Source organism: Streptococcus parasanguinis, assembly GCF_964238605.1.
In the GTDB taxonomy this organism is placed as follows: domain Bacteria; phylum Bacillota; class Bacilli; order Lactobacillales; family Streptococcaceae; genus Streptococcus; species Streptococcus parasanguinis_AJ.
In genome coordinates this window covers 107,096-126,740 of the sequence record NZ_CAXSMM010000006.1, presented here as the reverse complement: position 1 = coordinate 126,740, position 19,645 = coordinate 107,096, and the positions used below count along the sequence as shown (strand labels likewise).

The following is a 19,645-nucleotide window of genomic DNA, read 5'->3' as shown; positions in this document are numbered from 1 at the left end:
ATTGGTGCAAATGTTACTTTTCCGTTTTTGTTTGTAACAGTTTGAAGCTTGTTAGCACCCTCGTACAATTCAAAGCTAAATTCACCATCTGTTAGATCACGTCCTGTAAGAGTTTTATCTAATTCGATGGTAGCTTGAGTTGCTTTAGGTTTTGCTTTTGGATTGACGATTGTCTTCGTCACTGATTTATCAGTTCCACTAAAGTCTTCAGCATTAACTGGGGTATCAGCAGTAGTAATGGTATAACCTTCAGGTGCTTGTAACTCAGTTAAGATGTATTTATCTTTTAAAAGACCATTGACTGTAATGTTACCTTTATCATCTGTTACATATTCCCCGATTACTTGGTTGTTGGCCTGACGTACCACTTTGAATTTAGCTCCAGCAAGTGGTTGGTTAGCATCATCTACTTTGTGAATATGAATGGTAAAGACATAACCAACACCAGAACCACCAGCAATTTGAACGGCAGCTTTATTTACTGCTTCTTTAGTATCGATGTTCTTACCTTTTAAAGTAGCCTGGTTATTTAAGATTTCCCCATCGACTGGTGAGTAATTTAAATGAACATCATACGTAATACGGTATTGATCCGTCTCACTAATATCTCCAAGATTCACAACAAATGATTGACCATTTTCACCAACAGTTACAGGATGTTCATTGGTTACATCCTTAGTATTATTAAATTGCCATCCACCATCGACATAAGACATCTCACCTTTTGTCACACGAAAACTATCTTTAACATAAGAAGCATTGGTAAATTGCAATGTGTCTTCTACTGTAACCTCTTTAATATTTTGCTTTAGTTGGTTCACAGAAATGGTATAGGAAATAGTCTTAGGGTCATCTTTGTGAACCCAACTTGTTTTCTTTAAAAGGTTTGGATCACCATCACCAACCCCTTTAAAGGTAACTTTACCTGCAATAATTGTTTTGTTGTTAACCGTCACTTCAACCGGAATTTCTCCTTGTTGAGGGTGCTTTTTGAAGTCGATACGGGCATAGAAGAAGAACGATCCATTTGTATCGGAATGTTTTTCAACATAGTCTGTATACGTTAATGTTAATTTTTTATTTTCAGCATCAACAGTAGCATGAGCGATAATTTCATTTGTGTTAATATCGCGAATTTCAAAACTATCGGATGTGATAATTAATGCATCTGGTACGGTAACTGTAGTTTGGTCACCTGCTTTAACATTTTTACCTGCTAAATCATATGTTGCATTAATACGGAACGTTGCCCATTGTCCTAATTCCCAATCAAGGTTGCCGCCTTCATTATTGGAAACTTGTATGTTTGAAATTGTATCGACCCATTTTCCGCTTACTGTCACTCCAGGAGTTTCTGCTGAAGTGCGATTCAGACCTAAAGCGAAAAGCATGGCCACTAAACAAAGGACAAATGAGAAAATTTTGATATTCCTATTCTTCATCTTATCTTCCCTTTTCATAAAAAAATTAGTGCCTAATCATCAATACCTGATTACTTTTAACGATATGGATCTTTCAAATCCTATCTGTTGGTAATTAGAATTGAGTGCTGAGACACGACCTCCATTAAATAATTTTATAGGGTGAAATATTTTACTTTTAAAATTATTCCCTACACAGGGAATTATAGCAAAAATAATGATTGGCTTCAAGCTAAAATTGGTAAAATTAGGCAGGAATTATGGGCTTTTAAGCCGTTTTATTAACTTTCACTTTCTTTTAGAAAACAACCATGAAAGTATCATACAATTTACAAATAATGAAGGTGAAAAAGGAGGTTTTTACTCAAAAAATACGAATAGTAGTATAGGAGAGACGCTAGGGCAAAGTGATGGTATAATAGAAGAGATAGAAACTATTTAGAATGAAAGAGGAATCATGATGACAAAAATTCGTGGATTTGAACTTGTATCAAGCTATACCAATCAGGACTTGCTTCCAAAACGGGAGACGGCCCATGCGGCTGGCTATGATTTGAAGGTAGCCGAGCGCACAGTGATTGCACCAGGAGAAATCGTCCTCGTTCCAACTGGGGTCAAGGCCTATATGCAAGCGGGTGAGGTGCTCTATCTCTACGACCGTTCCTCTAACCCTCGCAAAAAAGGCCTGGTCTTGATCAACTCTGTGGGGGTTATCGATGGAGACTACTACGGCAATCCTGGAAATGAAGGTCATATCTTTGCTCAGATGAAAAATATTACCGACCAGGAAGTCGTCCTTGAAGTCGGGGAACGTGTGGTTCAGGCTGTCTTTGCTCCTTTCTTAATTGCAGATGGAGATGAGGCGGATGGCGTGCGGACTGGTGGATTTGGGTCAACAGGGCACTAAGATGAAGATTATCTTTGTCCGTCATGGGGAGCCAGATTATAGTATGCTTGATAAACTTGAAAATCCGCGACTCTATAGTGGTTTTGGTCGTGATTTAGCACCATTGACAGAAAAAGGTCGTAGTCTGGCAAAAGAAGTTGCTAAAACTGCATGTTTTGGAAAGGCAGAGATTATTATTTCATCGTCTGTGACGAGGGCTTTAGAAACAGCACATTATATAGCAGTTGAAACAGGATTGGACTTATTTGTGGAGCCGTTTTTTCATGAGTGGCGTCCAGACATAGATGGTACTAACTCTGATTTAACTAGTGTATTGGTAGCTCATGAATATTATCTAAAACATCAAGGAGTTTTATCTGAAGATTCTCCTTATCGCTATGAAACTGATCTAGAGATGCGTCATCGTTTTTTAAGAGCTTTGGAAAAATATAAAGATTATAAAACTATTATCATTGTAACTCACGGAATGCTCATGCGCCAATTTGTACCAGACGAGAAGATTGATTTTTGCCAAGTGATTGAATGTGAGATAGAGATGTAGAAAGAGCTTTATTATCGCAAAGAAAAAGGCGACATTTGTGTGTCAAAATTGTGAATATAATTCCCCAAGTATATAGGGCGCTGTCCAAACTGTGGGTCTTGGTCTTCTTTTGTTGAGGAGGTTGAGGTTGCAGAGGTCAAGAATGCGCGTGTGTCCTTGACGGGGGAGAAAAGACAGAAAGAAGAAATTTGCGACCGGCTTGCTGCTTGTATCTTCTCGTATCTTTGAGAAGCGTCGGGCTTCTTGCTTTACTAATCCAGATTTAAAAGATTTTTTAGAGGAAAACGGTGCTAAAAGCATAGAGTTTATAGGGGTAGATGGCAAAGGCTGTGTTAAGGCTTCCGTTTTGTCAGCTACCAAGGAGAATTAATAGTTTTATGGGGAGCTTAATATGAAAATTATTTTTATCCGTCATGGAGAGCCAGATTACCGTGAGTTAGAGGAGCGTTCTTATACGGGATTTGGGATAGATTTGGCGCCCTTATCTGAGAAGGGAAGGAAACAGGCTCAGGACCTTTGCCAAAACCCCTTGTTCCAATCAGCTGATCTGCTAGTAGCTTCAGCAGTGACGCGAGCTTTAGAAACAGCTTCTTATCTGGCTTGTGCTACGGGCCTTCCTTTGAGGGTAGAGCCTTTATTGCATGAATGGCAGGTTTATGAAACAGGTATAGAGAACTTTGAGACAGCTAGATGTCTGTTTTTAGAAAACAAGGGGGAGTTGCTCCCGAATTCTCCTGTTCAATATGAGACAGCTGTAGAGATGAAGTCTCGTTTTCTAGAATGCATGGCTAAGTATCGGGAACATCAAACTGTGGTAGTTGTAGCCCATCGCATGCTCATGCGTCAATTTGTACCGAATGAAACCATTGATTTTTGCCAAGTGATTGAGTGTGAGATAGAGATTTAGAAAGAGGTTTATCATCGCTAAGAAAAAAACGACATTTATTTGTCAAAATTGTGCCTACAATTCACCCAAATATCTAGGGCGCTGTCCCAACTGTGGTTCTTGGTCTTCCTTTGTCGAGGAGGTCGAGGTCGCAGAGGTCAAGAATGCACGAGTGTCCTTGACGGGTGAAAAGACCAAACCCATGAAACTGGCGGAGGTGACCTCCATCAATGTCCATCGGACCAAGACGGAGATGGAGGAATTCAACCGCGTCCTTGGAGGCGGTGTCGTCCCAGGAAGTCTGGTCCTCATCGGGGGAGATCCAGGGATTGGGAAATCGACCCTCCTCTTACAAGTCTCAACCCAGTTGTCTCAAGTAGGGACCGTTCTCTATGTCAGTGGTGAGGAGTCGGCTCAGCAGATTAAGTTACGAGCAGAGCGCTTGGGAGATATCGATAGCGAGTTTTACCTCTACGCTGAGACCAATATGCAAAGCGTGCGTGCGGAAGTGGAACGCATCCAACCTGACTTTCTTATCATCGACTCCATCCAGACCATTATGTCTCCTGAGATTTCAGGGGTACAAGGATCGGTTTCTCAGGTGCGGGAAGTAACGGCTGAACTCATGCAGCTGGCTAAGACCAATAATATTGCCATCTTTATCGTTGGGCACGTAACAAAGGAAGGAACCTTGGCAGGTCCTCGGATGCTGGAACATATGGTGGATACGGTACTCTACTTTGAGGGCGAACGCCACCATACCTTCCGTATCTTGAGAGCAGTCAAAAATCGTTTTGGTTCCACTAATGAAATCGGGATTTTCGAGATGCAATCAGGTGGACTGGTTGAGGTCCTCAATCCGAGTCAGGTCTTTCTGGAAGAACGCTTGGATGGGGCGACTGGCTCGTCCATCGTTGTGACAATGGAAGGGACGCGTCCAATTCTTGCTGAAGTGCAGGCCTTGGTGACTCCGACTATGTTTGGGAATGCCAAGCGGACGACAACAGGGCTTGATTTTAACCGAGCTAGTCTCATCATGGCAGTGCTAGAAAAACGAGCGGGTTTGCTCCTTCAAAATCAGGATGCCTACCTCAAGTCTGCAGGTGGTGTCAAGTTGGATGAGCCAGCTATCGACCTAGCCGTAGCTGTAGCCATTGCTTCCAGCTACAAGGACAAGCCAACCAACCCGCAAGAGTGTTTCGTTGGAGAGTTGGGCTTGACCGGAGAAGTCCGCCGGGTCAATCGGATCGAGCAACGGATTAATGAAGCTGCTAAGCTTGGTTTTACCAAGATTTATGTTCCAAAAAATTCTCTGACGGGGATCACGACACCATCGGGGATCCAGGTCATCGGTGTGACGACACTAAGTGAAGTCTTGAAGAAAGTATTTTAATAGAAGAAAAGAGGCTGGGACAAAAGTCCTAGCCTCTCAATTGTTTTTGGATTATCGAGCAAGACGCAGTGGTTGAGTGGGCTCTACTACGCTGATTTCATCAGCTTTTACAGCCCTGCTCAACTGTGCGGAGGTGGGACGACGAAATCGAATTCTAACGAATTACCGATTTCTGTCCCACTCTCTTTTTTCAGATGTGACAGATGACGGGAGATCCTCTCTGACAGAAATAGGGAGATGTGGTAAAATAATAGATGATTTGAATTTCAAAGGAACAAAGGAGAGACCATGTCTTATTTTGATAATTTTTTAACAGCCAACCAAGCTTATGTGGCGTTGCATGGAGACCTCCGTCTTCCGATTAAGCCCAAAACACAAGTCGCCATCGTGACCTGTATGGATTCCCGCCTTCACGTGGCACCAGCACTGGGCCTGGCTCTTGGAGATGCCCATATTTTGCGGAATGCTGGAGGGCGCGTGACCGATGACATGATCCGCTCCTTGGTTATTTCCCAGCAACAGATGGGAACCCGCGAAATCGTCGTCTTGCACCATACAGACTGTGGCGCACAAACCTTTGAAAACGAAGCTTTCCGGCAGCATCTAAAGAAAGAACTGGGAGTAGATGTGGGAGAGCGTGACTTCCTCCCCTTTCAAGACATTGAAGAGAGTGTCCGTGAAGATATGGAGCTTTTAAAAGCTTCCCCTTTGATTCCAGAGGATGTGGTGATTTCAGGAGCTGTGTATGATGTGGATACTGGTTTGATTTCAGAAGTGAAATAAAATAGAAGAGTTCAAGAAAACAAAACGACTTTGTTTTCTTGAACTCTTTTTTATTGGCGTAAAAAAATTGAACCAAATAGGAAAAAATGTGACAATTTGGCACAAAATATTAAAAAATATGTGGTATAATATAACATTTTAACAAGAATATTACAATTAAATTTCAACAGATTGACTCTTGATGTCAAGAATGTTACAATTTTATTTGTATCATGGAATCATGAAATATGAAAAAGGAGATCCTATAAATGAAGGATATTTTCAATAGACGCCAACGCTTTTCTTTACGAAAATATAGCATTGGGGTTTGTTCTGTTCTCTTAGGAACAGCGCTCTTTGCTGCAGGTGCTCAATCTGCGTCAGCGGATGAAGCAAAAGCAGCCTCTGGACCTGCAGAAACAGCAACTTCAGAAACGCAACCTGCTGCAACAGAATCAAGTCAAACAGAAGCACCTGGTGCTTCTAAGGCATACGGGGAAGGAGCATCAGTTCCAAAAATTGACCGTTCTGGGACTGCTGCTGCAAATTCAGAAACACCAGCTCCAGCAACTGAAAAAGCTGAAGTAGCTGAAACACCAGCTGCTACAGAAAACAAGGAAGCGAAAGCTGAAGAAGCTGCAAAACCAGCTAAAGCTGAAACTAAAAAATCTGAAGAAGCTCCAAAAACGACAGCGTCATCAGAAACCAGCAAACCTGTAGAGAAGAAAAAAGAGTCAAGCTCTAAACCAGCTTCTACAACAGCGGCTACCACAGCTCAACCTACTGCAACTTCTGCTGCAGCAGGTGAAAGCTCAGAAAGAGCAGCTGCAAGAGAAGAAGCAGCTACACCGGCAGGAACGACTACTTTTTCAGCTACTGTAAGTTCAGCAGCTCCGATCACTGGTACAGAAGCAGCTGCGCAATCAGATAGAGTAGCAAGTACAAATGCTGCTGTGGCTGTGGCAAATGCTAATGAAGAACGTACAAATGCAGGAGCTTTAGCTGTAAGTAGCCGTCGTCGTGGTAAACGTGCTTTGACAGACCATAATGTGACACCGATTGATGTTGTAACGACCATTGCTTCGAATGTTTCTGCTAACCCTGACATGACAGATCCTAACGGAGCATCTGTGCACTCTCAAACAATTCCAGCTGGTTACCAAGCTAAAGAAGGAGATTTCTATACTTTTGGTATCTGGAATTTGACAAAATTTAATGCCCGTTACAACACAAACTACTATGCACGTGCTTATAAAAACTTTGATAGTTCGACAGATACTACAGTTGAACTGATCGATAAGAATACAGGTGCTGTTGTTGAAACACATACAGTCACTGCAACTAGTGGTGTTCAAAAATTCACTACAACCACTCCAAAATCTAATAATGAGTTGACACTGCAAGTGGATTACCAAGCAGGGGCTGGTCAAGGTCCTGGTAAAACAGACCAACCATTCATTCAAATGGGATTTGAAGTTGGTCCAGCGATTCAAGCTTTGGTAGCTGCTGGTCATAACCTGACTCCAGCTGAACAAGCCCGCTTTGATGCTGTTTATGACGCACGTAATTCAAATGATATCTTAAATGCAGTTGAACCTACATATAATGGTCGTCAAGTTACAGATACAAACTTTAAGATCCCTGCCAATGTTGAAAAGACCACTTACTATAAACTTGTTGACAAGAAAAACCCTACCTACAAGGAAACTGGTAAGTCTGTTACAACTCAGGACTATAAAGAAAATGGCAATGAAACTGAGTTAGCTAAATATACTCTAAAAGCTATGGAAGGGCAAAAATTCACAGCTTCTGGAGAACGCCAATTTACCAAGCAAACTGAAGATCTTGGAAATGGTATTACTAAAGAGACAGTTTATAAACTTTATCAAACGGTAGATCCAGATACAACTTCTGGTTATGTAAGCCGTCCTTACACCGTTGGTACCAAATTCATGGATGCTGAGCGTGCAGGAATTAAGCGTATCAAAGAAATTGTGGGTGAAGATGGATCTGTAGTGGTTCGTGTTTACCTACTAGATCCCAAACAACAAAGCAAACGTTCGGATGGTACTTTGAACACTGACGGTTATATGCTTTTAGCGGAGACCAAACCAATCAAGCCGGGAGAAGCTAATACTGAAGAACTAGTAGTCAAAAAGACACCGCTTACAACGATTGCGCATACGGTAACTGATCCAAAAACTGGTGCAAAAACGAACTATCCAAACGGTAAGACAGTTCCGTTCGATTTCCAATGGGCTGCTGGCTACACTCCGTATAAGACAGTCTTTGTTCCTTTCTTGGGAGACAATATCGGTCACCTTTCACCAAATTCACAATTGGAACGTGGAGTAGGAGGTATTGGTACCAACGTTGACTTGCTCAACTCCTTGACACCATACAAACAACCAATCTACTACTATGACAAGACAGAAACCATCAAGGTAAAACCAGAAGTTGAAAAACAACTTGAGGGACGTGTGCTTGTTGATGGTGAGTTCAGCTTCAAGATTAAGGAAAACTCATCTTCGCCTGGTGTGGAAGAAACTGTCACAAATAAAAATGGTAAGGCAAGCTTCTCAGAATTGTCATTTAAAAAAGAAGGTACTTATACATATACCATCACTGAAGTAAAAGGTGCAGATAAGGATGTCGACTATGATGCTATGGAAGTAACCATGACTGTAAAGGTTACGAAAGACGCTAATGGTGATTTGCAAGCTTCAGTTAAGTACACTGGTGAAGGTGGATTCAAATCAAGTGCAGATGATAAAATCTTCAACAACTACGTTGTAGCTCCAGTTAAGACTCGTTTTGACTTCAGCAAGGCTCTTGCAGGTCGTGAGTTGAAAGAAGGCGAATTTAGCTTTGTATTGAAAGATTCAACTGGTAAGACTCTTCAAACCAAGACCAATACTAAACAAGGTGTTGTAGCCTTTGATGATTTAACTTTTGACAATACACAAGTTGGTACGCACAAGTATACTGTAGAAGAAGTTCAAGGTTCTGAAGCAGGAATGACTTATGACCCAATGAAAGCTGAAGTAACAATTACTGTTACTAAGGAAGGGCACGTTCTTAAAGCGACAAATACACTTCCTGCAGATAGAGAGTTCAACAATACCTTCACACCTGTTGCTACACAAGCTCAATTCAAGTTCACTAAGAAATTGGAAGGGAAAGAGCTTACTAAGGATGCCTTCACATTTGAATTGCTTGAAAATGGTAACGTCATCCAAACTAAACAAAATGCAGCGGATGGAACCATCCAATTCGATGCAATCTCGTACGCTGCTGCAGGTACACATACTTACACTGTACGTGAAAAAGCTGGAACAGATACGAATATCGATTATGATCCAATGAACGCTGTTGTGACTGTTAACGTCACAAAAGACGCTCAAACTGGTCTTTTGAACGCTGCAGTTACTATGCCGGCAGATACAGAGTTTAACAACTTTGCAGTAGCTCCAGTTAAGACTCGTTTCGACTTCAGCAAAGCCCTTGCAGGCCGTGAGTTGAAAGAAGGCGAATTTACATTTGTATTGAAAGATGCAAATGGTAAGACTCTTCAAACCAAGACCAATACTAAACAAGGTGTTGTAGCCTTTGATAATTTGACCTTTGACAATACACAAGTAGGTGTTCACAAGTATACTGTAGAAGAAGTCCAAGGTTCTGAAGCAGGAATGACTTACGACCCAATGAAAGCTGAAGTAACAATTACTGTTACGAAAGAAGGTCACGTTCTTAAAGCAACAAATGCTCTTCCTGCAGATACAGAGTTCAACAATACCTTCACACCTGCTGCAACTCAAGCTCAATTCAAGTTCACTAAACGTCTTGAAGGGAAAGAGCTTACAAAGGATGCCTTCACATTCGAATTGCTTGAAAATGGCAATGTGATCCAAACCAAGAAAAATGCAGCAGATGGATCTATCACATTTGATGCGATTGAATACAACGCTGTAGGTGAACACACTTACACTGTACGTGAAGTAGCTGGCGCAGATACAAACATCGACTACGATTCAATGAATGCAGTCGTAACTGTTAATGTAACCAAAAATGCAGCTACAGGTATCTTGAGCGCAGCTGTTACAATGCCAGAAGACACTGAGTTTAACAACTATGTGGTTTCTCCAGTTGTAACGAAATTTGACTTCACTAAGAAGTTGGCTGGCCGTAAATTGGCTGCAGGCGAATTCAGCTTCGTATTGAAAGATGCTGCTGGTAACAAAGTTGAAACAGTGAAAAATGATGCTGACGGTAACGTAACCTTCTCAGAATTGTCATTCGACAATACGAAAGTTGGTACCCACACATATACTGTAGAAGAAGTGATTCCGGCAAACAAAGAATTTGGAATGACTTACGACCAAATGAAGGCTACAGTGACTGTTGAAGTTGCCAAGAACGGTCATTCATTGACAACTGTTACAAACGTGACATCAACAGGTGGTAAAGATGCCAATGGTAACGCTACTGATGGTACTCCAGATAAAGAATTCAACAACAAAGTTACTCCTCCAGAAACTCCAAAATTCCAACCAGAAAAATTTGTCGTTTCTAAAGAGAAATATGACATCACTGGTAACAAGTTGATGGATGACGACGATGAGTTGACAAATGAATACACTGAAACAAATGCAGATCCATATGTAGACAAGACAACCAACAACGAACCAGAAAACTTGAATACTAAGACAGTTAAACGTGGTTCTAAATTGGTTTACCAAGTATGGCTTGATACTACGAAATTTACTGAAGCGAACAACATCCAATACGTTGGTGTATCTGATACATACGACGCTGATAAATTGGACGTCAATGCAGCTGACATCAAAGCATACGATTCAGTAACTGGTGCAGAAGTAACCAATAAATTCGACATCAAAGTTGAAAACGGCACCATCACTGCAACTTCTAAAGATGAATTTATCAAAGATAAAGTAAACGCTCCTGTTATCGATACAACTAAGTTCGAATTTGGACGTTACTATAAATTTGATATTCCAGCAACTGTGAAAGAATCTGTTAAAGCTGGTGCTGATATTGAAAATACAGCCAACCAAACAGTTCACGTTTACAACCCAGTAAGCAAGACAGTTGAAAAACCTGAAAAGCCAACACAAAAACGTGTCAACAGTGTTCCAGTTCCAGTGGAAATGAACTTCACGAAACGTTTGGAAGGTCGTGAACTTCAAAAGAACGAATTCGAATTCGTATTGAAGAAAGACGGCGTTGAAGTTGAACGCGTGAAGAATGACGCTGCTGGTAAGATCGTCTTCAAGACTCTTGAATTCGGTCGTGATGATCTTGGTAAGACATACAACTACACAGTTGAAGAAACTCCTGGTACAGATGCAACTGTCAAATACGACACAATGGTTGCGACTGTTAAAGTTGTGGTATCACATGATGGTACTGCTAAAGCGATCGTTGCCAACGTAACAGATGCTGCTGATAAAGAATTCAACAACCGTGTAACACCTCCAGAAGAACCTAAGTTCCAACCAGAGAAATACGTTGTTTCTAAAGAAAAATACGATATCACTGGTGACAAGCTCGTTGACGATGATAGAGAGTTGGCAGACAAGTACGCAGATACCAATGCGAACCCATATGCGGACGATGCATCAAACAACGAAGCAGAAAACTTGAATACCAAGACTGTTGAACGTGGTTCTAAATTGGTTTACCAAGTATGGTTGGATACAACTAAATTTGATGCAGCTAACAAGGACAACATCCAAACAGTTGGTATCTCAGATAACTATGATGAAGCTAAATTAAATCTTAATAAAGCTGACATCAAAGCCTATGACTCTGTAACAGGCGCAGAAGTAACAGATAAATTCGATATCGCTGTCAACAACGGTGTGATCACTGCTAACTTGAAAGCTGGCTTCACGAAGTCACTTGGCGATGCAGAAAACACACAAGTGATCGATACAACTAAATTCGCATTTGGACGTTACTACAAGTTCGACATCCCAACAACAGTGAAAGACGATGTGGTAGCTGGTGCAGATATCGAAAATACTGCGGCTCAAGTTGTAAACTACTACAACCCAACGACTAAGAAAGTTGAAAAACCTGAAAAACCAACTGAAAAACGTGTAAACAACGTTCCAATCTCAGTTGAATTTAACTTCACTAAGAAATTGGAAGGTCGTGAACTGAAAGCTAACGAATTCACATTCGAGTTGAAAGATAGCGACAATGTTGTGATCGCAACGGCAACCAACGACGCAGACGGTAACTTCAAGTTCACTCCAGTTGACTACACAAACAAAGCTGGTAAAACTGTCACTGCCCTTAAATACCAGAAGGGTCAAGAAGGTACGTACACTTACACTGTAACAGAGGTGAAAGGTACAGACTCAACTGTTGCTTACGACCCAATGGCTGCAGTTGTAACTGTTAAAGTAAGTCATGATGGTACAGCCAAAGCCTTGATCACAAACGTGACAGAACCTGCTGATAAAGAATTTAACAACAAGGTAACTCCTCCAGAAGAACCTAAGTTCCAACCAGAGAAATACGTTGTTTCTAAAGCGAAATTCGATATTACAGGTACTAAGCTCGTTGATGACGATTCTGAATTGACAGATAAATATGGTGAAACAAATACAAATCCATATGTCGATACAACTGCCAACAACGAAGATGAAAACTTGAACACGAAACCAGTTGAACGTGGTCAAAAACTTTACTACCAAGTATGGTTGGATACAACTAAATTCTCAGCAACTAACAAAGAAAATATCCAAACAGTAGGAATCACAGATAACTACGACAAGGATAAATTGACTGTTAATGCTTCAGATATCAAGGTTTACGATTCAGTTACTGGTGCAGACGTTACGACGAAATTCGATATCTCTGATAACAATGGTGTTCTGACAGCGAACCTGAAAGATGGCTTCACGAAGTCACTTGGCGACGCTGAAAATACACAAATCATTGATACTACTAAGTTCGAGTTTGGACGCTACTATAAATTTGATATCCCAGCAACAGTGAAAGACGATGTCGTAGCTGGTGCAGATATCGAAAACAAGGCAGCACAAGTCGTTAACTACTACAACCCAGTAAGCAAGACTGTTGAAAAACCAAACAAACCAACTGAAAAACGTGTCAACAGCGTTCCAATCTCAGTAGAATTCAACTTCACTAAGAAATTGGAAGGCCGTGAACTGAAAGCTGGCGAATTCACTTTCGAGTTGAAAGACAGCGACAATGTTGTGATTGCAACTGCAACCAACGATGCAGCTGGTAAGATCAAGTTTGCTCCAGTAGATTACACCAATAAAGCTGGTGAAACTGTCACTGCCCTTAAATACAAGAAGGGTCAAGAGGGTACTTACAAGTACACAGTAGAAGAGGTTAAAGGAACTGACGCAACCGTAACTTATGACACAATGAAAGCTGTTGTAACAGTTGAAGTTCGTCATGATGGTACAGCGAAAGCCTTGATCACAAACGTGACAGAACCAGCTGATAAAGAATTCAATAACACAGTTCGTCCTCCAGAAGAACCTAAGTTCCAACCAGAGAAATATGTTGTTTCTGAAGAGAAATACGATATCACAGGCGACAAACTCGTTGATGATGATAAAGAGTTGGCAGACAAGTACGCAGATACCAATGCGGACCCATATGCGGACGATGCATCAAACAACGAAAAAGAAAACTTGAACACTAAGACTGTGAAACGTGGCGACAAGTTGGTTTACCAAGTATGGTTGGATACAACTAAATTTGACGCAAACAACAAGGACAACATCCAATCAGTAGGAATCTCAGATGACTACGATGAAGCTAAATTGGAACTTGATTCTACTAAGATCAAAGCTTACGACTCAGTAACAGGTGCAGAAGTAACAGATAAATTCGATATCACTGTGAACAACGGTGTGATCACTGCAACCCTTAAAGATGGCTTCACTAAGTCGCTTGGCGATGCGGAAAACACACAAGTCATTGACACAACTAAATTCGAATTCGGACGTTACTACAAGTTCGACATCCCAACAACAGTGAAAGCTGATGTACCTGGTGGTGTAGACATCGAAAATACTGCGGCTCAAGTAGTTAACTACTACAACCCAACTACTAAGAAAGTTGAAAAACCAAGCAAACCAACTGAAAAACGTGTAAACAACGTTCCAGTTGAAGTGGAATTCAACTTCACTAAACGTTTGGAAGGCCGTGAACTTAAAGCCAATGAATTCAGCTTCGTTCTTAAAGATTCAACTGGTAAAGAAGTTGAGACTGTAAGCAATGATGCTTCTGGTAACGTTAAGTTCAAAGCTCTTGAATTCAAGAAGGGTGACGAAGGTGTTCACAAGTACACAGTAGAAGAAGTTAAAGGAAGCGACGCAACCGTTACATACGACACAATGAAAGCGAATGTAACAGTTACAGTGAAACACGACGGAACAGCTAAGATTCTCGTAGCAACTGTAGGCGACATTGCGGATAAAGAATTTAACAACCGTGTCACTCCTCCAGAAGAACCTAAGTTCCAACCAGAGAAATACGTATTAAATACAGCGAAATTCTCTATCACTGATAACAAGCTTCTTGATGATGATGCTGAGTTGACTGATAAATATGGTGAAACAAATACTGATCCATATGTAGACAAAACAGACAACAACGAAGCAGAAAACATCAATACTAAGTCTGTTAAACGCGGCGAAAAGATCTACTACCAAGTATGGTTGGATACAACTAAATTCGACGCAGCTAACAAAGACAACGTTCAAACTGTAGGAGTTACAGATAACTTTGACGAAACTAAGGTTGATGTTGATGGTTCAGCAATCAAAGCTTACGATTCAGTAACTGGAGCTGATGTTACAGATAAATTCGATATCACTGTGAACAACGGTGTGATGACTGCAACCCTTAAAGATGGCTTCACGAAGTCACTTGGCGATGCGGAAAACACTCAAATCATTGATACAACTAAATTCGAATTCGGACGTTACTACAAGTTTGATATTCCAGCAACTGTTAAGAACGATGTTCCTGGTGGTGCAGACATCGAAAATACTGCGGCTCAAGTAGTTAACTACTACAACCCAACGACTAAGAAAGTTGAAAAACCTGAAAAACCAACTGAAAAACGTGTTAACAACGTTCCAGTTGAAGTGGAATTCAACTTCACTAAACGCTTGGAAGGCCGTGAGCTTAAAGCTAACGAATTCAGCTTCGTTCTTAAAGATTCAGAAGGTAAGACTCTTGAAACTGTAAGCAATGATGCGGCTGGTAACGTTAAGTTCAAAGCTCTTGAATTCAAGAAGGGTCAAGAAGGCGTACACAACTACACAGTAGAAGAAGTTAAAGGATCTGACGCAACCGTTACATACGACACAATGAAAGCGAATGTAACAGTCACAGTGAAACACGATGGAACAGCTAAAGTTCTTATCGCGACTGTAGGCGACATTGCGGATAAAGAATTTAACAACCGTGTGACTCCTCCGGAAGAACCTAAGTTCCAACCAGAAAAATATGTTGTTTCAGAAGAGAAATTCGATATCACTGGTGACAAGCTCGTTGATGATGACAAAGAGTTGGCAGACAAGTACGCAGATACCAATGCGAACCCATATGCGGACGATGCATCAAACAACGAAAAAGAAAACTTGAACACCAAGACTGTTAAACGTGGCGATAAGTTGGTTTACCAAGTATGGCTTGATACAACTAAATTTGACGCAGCTAACAAGGACAACATCCAATCAGTAGGAATCTCAGATGACTACGATGAAGCTAAATTGGAACTTGATTCAACTAAGATCAAAGCTTACGACTCAGTAACAGGCGCAGAAGTAACAGATAAATTCGATATCACTGTGAACAACGGTGTGATCACTGCAACCCTTAAAGATGGCTTCACTAAGTCACTTGGCGATGCAGAAAACACACAAGTCATCGACACATCTAAATTCGAATTCGGACGTTACTACAAGTTCGACATCCCAACAACAGTGAAAGCTGATGTACCTGGTGGTGTAGACATCGAAAATACTGCGGCTCAAGTAGTCAACTACTACAACCCAACTACTAAGAAAGTTGAAAAACCAAGCAAACCAACTGAAAAACGTGTTAACAACGTTCCAGTTGAAGTGGAATTCAACTTCACTAAACGTTTGGAAGGTCGTGAACTGAAAGCTAACGAATTCAGCTTCGTTCTTAAGGATAAAGATGGTAAGACTCTTGAAACTGTAAGCAATGATGCGGCTGGTAACGTTAAGTTCAAAGCTCTTGAATTCAAGAAAGGCCAAGAAGGCGTACACAACTACACAGTAGAAGAAGTTAAAGGATCTGACGCAACCGTTACATACGACACCATGAAAGCGAATGTAACAGTTACAGTGAAACACGACGGAACAGCTAAGATTCTCGTAGCGACTGTAGGCAAAATTGCGGATAAAGAATTTAACAACCGTGTAACACCTCCTGAAACTCCAGAATTCAATCCAGAAAAATATGTTCTAAACGAAAAAGAATTTGATTTGACTGGAACTTCATTATTAGATGATGATAAAGAGTTGGCAGACAAGTACGCAGATACCAATGCGAACCCATATGCGGACGATGCATCTAATAACGAAAAAGCGAATATCAATACTAAATCAGTTAAACCAGGTCAAAAACTTGTTTACCAAGTATGGTTGGATACAACTAAATTTGACGCAAACAACAAAGACCATATCCAATCAGTAGGAATCTCAGATGACTACGATGAGGCTAAAGTTGATGTTGATGGTTCAGCAATCAAAGCTTATGATGGTAAGACTGGTGCTGATGTAACAGCTAAATTCGATATCACTGTGAACAACGGTGTGATTACTGCAACCCTTAAAGATGGCTTCACGAAGTCACTTGGCGATGCAGAAAACACACAAGTGATCGACACAACGAAATTCGAATTCGGACGTTACTACAAGTTTGATATCCCAGCTACAGTGAAAGCTGACGTTGCAGGTGGAGTTGACATCGAAAATACTGCGGCTCAAGTAGTCAACTACTACAACCCAACGACTAAGAAAGTTGAAAAACCTGAAAAACCAACTGAAAAACGTGTCAACAGCGTGCCAGTTGAAGTAGAATTCAACTTTACTAAACGTATGGAAGGCCGTGAGCTTAAAGCCAATGAATTCAGCTTCGTTCTTAAAGATTCAAAAGGTAATACTCTTGAAACTGTGAAGAACGATAAAGATGGTAACGTTAAGTTCTCTAAACTTGAGTTCAAGAAAGGTCAAGAAGGCGTTCACAACTACACAGTAGAAGAAGTTAAAGGAACAGACGCAACCGTTACATACGACACTATGAAAGCGAATGTAACAGTCACAGTTTCACACGACGGAAAAGCTAAAGTTCTGATCGCGAAAGTTGGCGACATTGCGGATAAAGAATTTAACAACAAGGTGACTCCTCCAGAAACTCCAGAGTTCAACCCAGAGAAATACATCTTGAACGCTGAGAAATTCGACCTTACTGGTAAATCACTTCTTGATGATGATAAAGAATTGGCAGACAAGGTTGCGGAAACAAACGCAAATCCTTACGCTGATAAGGCTGACAATAATGAAGCAGCTAACATCAATACTAAGACAGTGAAACGTGGCGATAAGGTTGTTTACCAAGTATGGTTGGATACAACTAAGTTCACTGAAGCGCACAACATCCAATCTGTTGGTGTTACTGATGACTACGAAGAAGACAAACTTGACATCAATGTTGCAAACATCAAAGCTTACGACTCTGTAACAGGCGAAGATGTGACTGCTAAATTTGATATCAAGGTTGAAAACGGTGTGATCTCTGCAACTTCTAAAGCGGACTTGACTAAGTCACTTGGAGACGCAGAAAATACTCCAGTGATCGACACAACTAAGTTTGCGTTTGGACGTTACTACAAGTTCGACATCCCAGCAACAGTGAAAGATACTGTTAAGGGTGGTGCGGATATTGAAAACACTGCAGCTCAAATCGTTCACCAATACGATCCAACAAGCAAGACAGTGAAGAAACCAAACAAACCAACTGAAAAACGTGTTGTGAACATCCCTGTTTCAGTAGAATTCAACTTTACTAAACGTATGGAAGGCCGTGAGCTTAAAGCTAACGAATTCAGCTTCGTTCTTAAGGATAAAGATGGTAAGACTCTTGAAACTGTGAAGAACGATGCATCTGGTAACGTTAAGTTCTCAGCTCTTGAATTCAAGAAAGGTCAAGAAGGAACTTACAACTACACTGTAGAAGAAGTCAAAGGAACTGATACAACCGTTACTTATGACACTATGAAAGCAGTTGTGAAAGTTGAAGTTTCTCATGATGGAACTGCGAAAGCTCTTCTTACTAAGGTAACGGATCCATCAGACAAAGAATTCAATAACACTGTTCGCCCACCTGAAACTCCAGAATTCAATCCAGAGAAATACATCTTGAACGAATCTAAATTCGATCTTACAGGTGTGAAACTTCTCGACGATGATAAAGAGTTGAAGGATAAGGTTGCGGAAACAAATGCGAACCCTTACGTTGATAAGACTGATAACAACGAAGCTCAAAATATCAATACGAAGACACTCAAGAAAGGTGATAAAGTATACTATCAAGTATGGTTGGATACAACTAAATTCACTGAAGCACACAATATTCAATCTGTTGGTGTTACAGATAAATATGATAGTGCGAACTTGACTGTCAACGGAGCTGATATTAAGGCATACGACTCTGTAACAGGAGAAGATGTAACAGCTAAGTTTGATATCAAGGTTGAAAACGGTGTGATTACTGCAACATCTAAAGCAGACTTGACTAAGTCACTTGGAGACGCAGAAAATACACAAGTGATCGACACAACTAAGTTGGCCTTTGGACGTTACTACAAGTTTGAAATTCCTGCAGAAATTAAACAATCTGCTCAAGATGGTGTGGACATTGAAAATACAGCTTCACAAATCGTACACCAATACGATCCAACTAAGAAGACTGTAGAAAAACCAGAAAAACCAACTGAAAAACGTGTAGTCAACATTCCAGTTAAGGTTCAATTCCAATTCACTAAGAAATTGGAAGGTCGTGCATTGAAGGCAGGTGAATTCAGCTTCGTTCTGAAGGACGAAAAAGGAAATGTGATCGAAACCGTAACCAATGATGCGGCTGGTAAGATCATCTTCTCAAATCTTGAATTCAAACGTGGTGAAGAAGGAACTCATCTCTACCATGTAGAAGAAATCCGTGGCACAGATTCTAGCATCGAATACGATAAGATGGTTGCCACTGTGGGTATTATGATTAACAAAGACGGTAAAGTATTGACGGCTATTACTCAGTTGCCAGAAGATACAGAGTTTAACAACACTGTTATTCCGCCAACAACACCGCCAAATACACCACCAACAACACCGCCAAATACACCACCAACAACACCACCGAATACACCGCCGACAACACCGCCGACAACACCACCGAATACACCACCAACAACACCGCCAACACCACCAACGCCTACAACTCCTCCAGCTCCAGCACTTCCTGAAACTGGTGAAGAACAATCAGCATCTGCTGCATTGTTAGGTGCTGCACTTGGTATGGTTGGCCTTGCGGGACTTGCAAAACGCAAAAAACGCGAAGACTAAAATTGAGGTGACATCGACAAACTTGTTGATGAGGTGACAATTTTAGATCCAACAGGAAGAGGCTT

7 protein-coding genes and 2 pseudogenes are annotated in these 19,645 nt (G+C 41.0%); 8 read left to right on the top strand and 1 reads right to left on the bottom strand.

What is annotated here, in order from left to right; all coding sequences use genetic code 11:
* Positions 1 to 1,442 (bottom strand): Ig-like domain-containing protein (locus tag ACESR9_RS06375; RefSeq protein ID WP_241672482.1); only part of this gene is annotated, 1,442 nt, incomplete at its 3' end.
* 439 nt (positions 1,443 to 1,881) lie between these two features.
* Here ACESR9_RS06375 and ACESR9_RS06370 point away from each other — a divergent pair.
* From ACESR9_RS06370 to ACESR9_RS06335, 8 genes and pseudogenes are all read left to right on the top strand, one after another.
* The gene (locus ACESR9_RS06370) at positions 1,882 to 2,328 is read left to right on the top strand and encodes a dUTP diphosphatase (protein WP_009731797.1); all 447 of its coding nucleotides are present in this window, start codon (positions 1,882 to 1,884) and stop codon (positions 2,326 to 2,328) included.
* A gap of 1 nt (position 2,329) precedes the next feature.
* The gene (locus ACESR9_RS06365) at positions 2,330 to 2,869 is read left to right on the top strand and encodes a histidine phosphatase family protein (protein ID WP_223325842.1); all 540 of its coding nucleotides are present in this window, start codon (positions 2,330 to 2,332) and stop codon (positions 2,867 to 2,869) included.
* 37 nt (positions 2,870 to 2,906) lie between these two features.
* Positions 2,907 to 3,058: pseudogene (locus tag ACESR9_RS06360) on the top strand (hypothetical protein); the annotation flags it as partial.
* Positions 3,036 to 3,236, top strand: a pseudogene (locus ACESR9_RS06355) (isochorismatase family protein); the annotation flags it as partial. The pseudogenes ACESR9_RS06360 and ACESR9_RS06355, both read left to right, overlap by 23 nt.
* 24 nt (positions 3,237 to 3,260) lie before the next feature.
* Positions 3,261 to 3,776 (top strand): histidine phosphatase family protein, encoded by a 516-nt coding sequence (locus tag ACESR9_RS06350; RefSeq protein ID WP_223325839.1) that lies wholly within the window; start codon positions 3,261 to 3,263, stop codon positions 3,774 to 3,776.
* A gap of 10 nt (positions 3,777 to 3,786) precedes the next feature.
* Positions 3,787 to 5,148 carry a DNA repair protein RadA gene (gene radA, locus ACESR9_RS06345; RefSeq protein WP_319637122.1) on the top strand — a complete coding sequence of 454 codons (1,362 nt, stop codon included), beginning with the start codon at positions 3,787 to 3,789 and terminating at the stop codon, positions 5,146 to 5,148.
* Positions 5,149 to 5,436: 288 nt separating this feature from the next.
* Positions 5,437 to 5,931, top strand: a complete 495-nt coding sequence (locus ACESR9_RS06340; RefSeq protein WP_049491763.1) for a beta-class carbonic anhydrase — start codon at positions 5,437 to 5,439, stop codon at positions 5,929 to 5,931.
* A 248-nt stretch (positions 5,932 to 6,179) separates the two neighbouring features.
* Entirely contained in the window at positions 6,180 to 19,580 is a 13,401-nt protein-coding gene (locus ACESR9_RS06335; RefSeq protein WP_373106096.1) for an SspB-related isopeptide-forming adhesin, read from the top strand.
* Positions 19,581 to 19,645 lie beyond the last annotated feature (65 nt).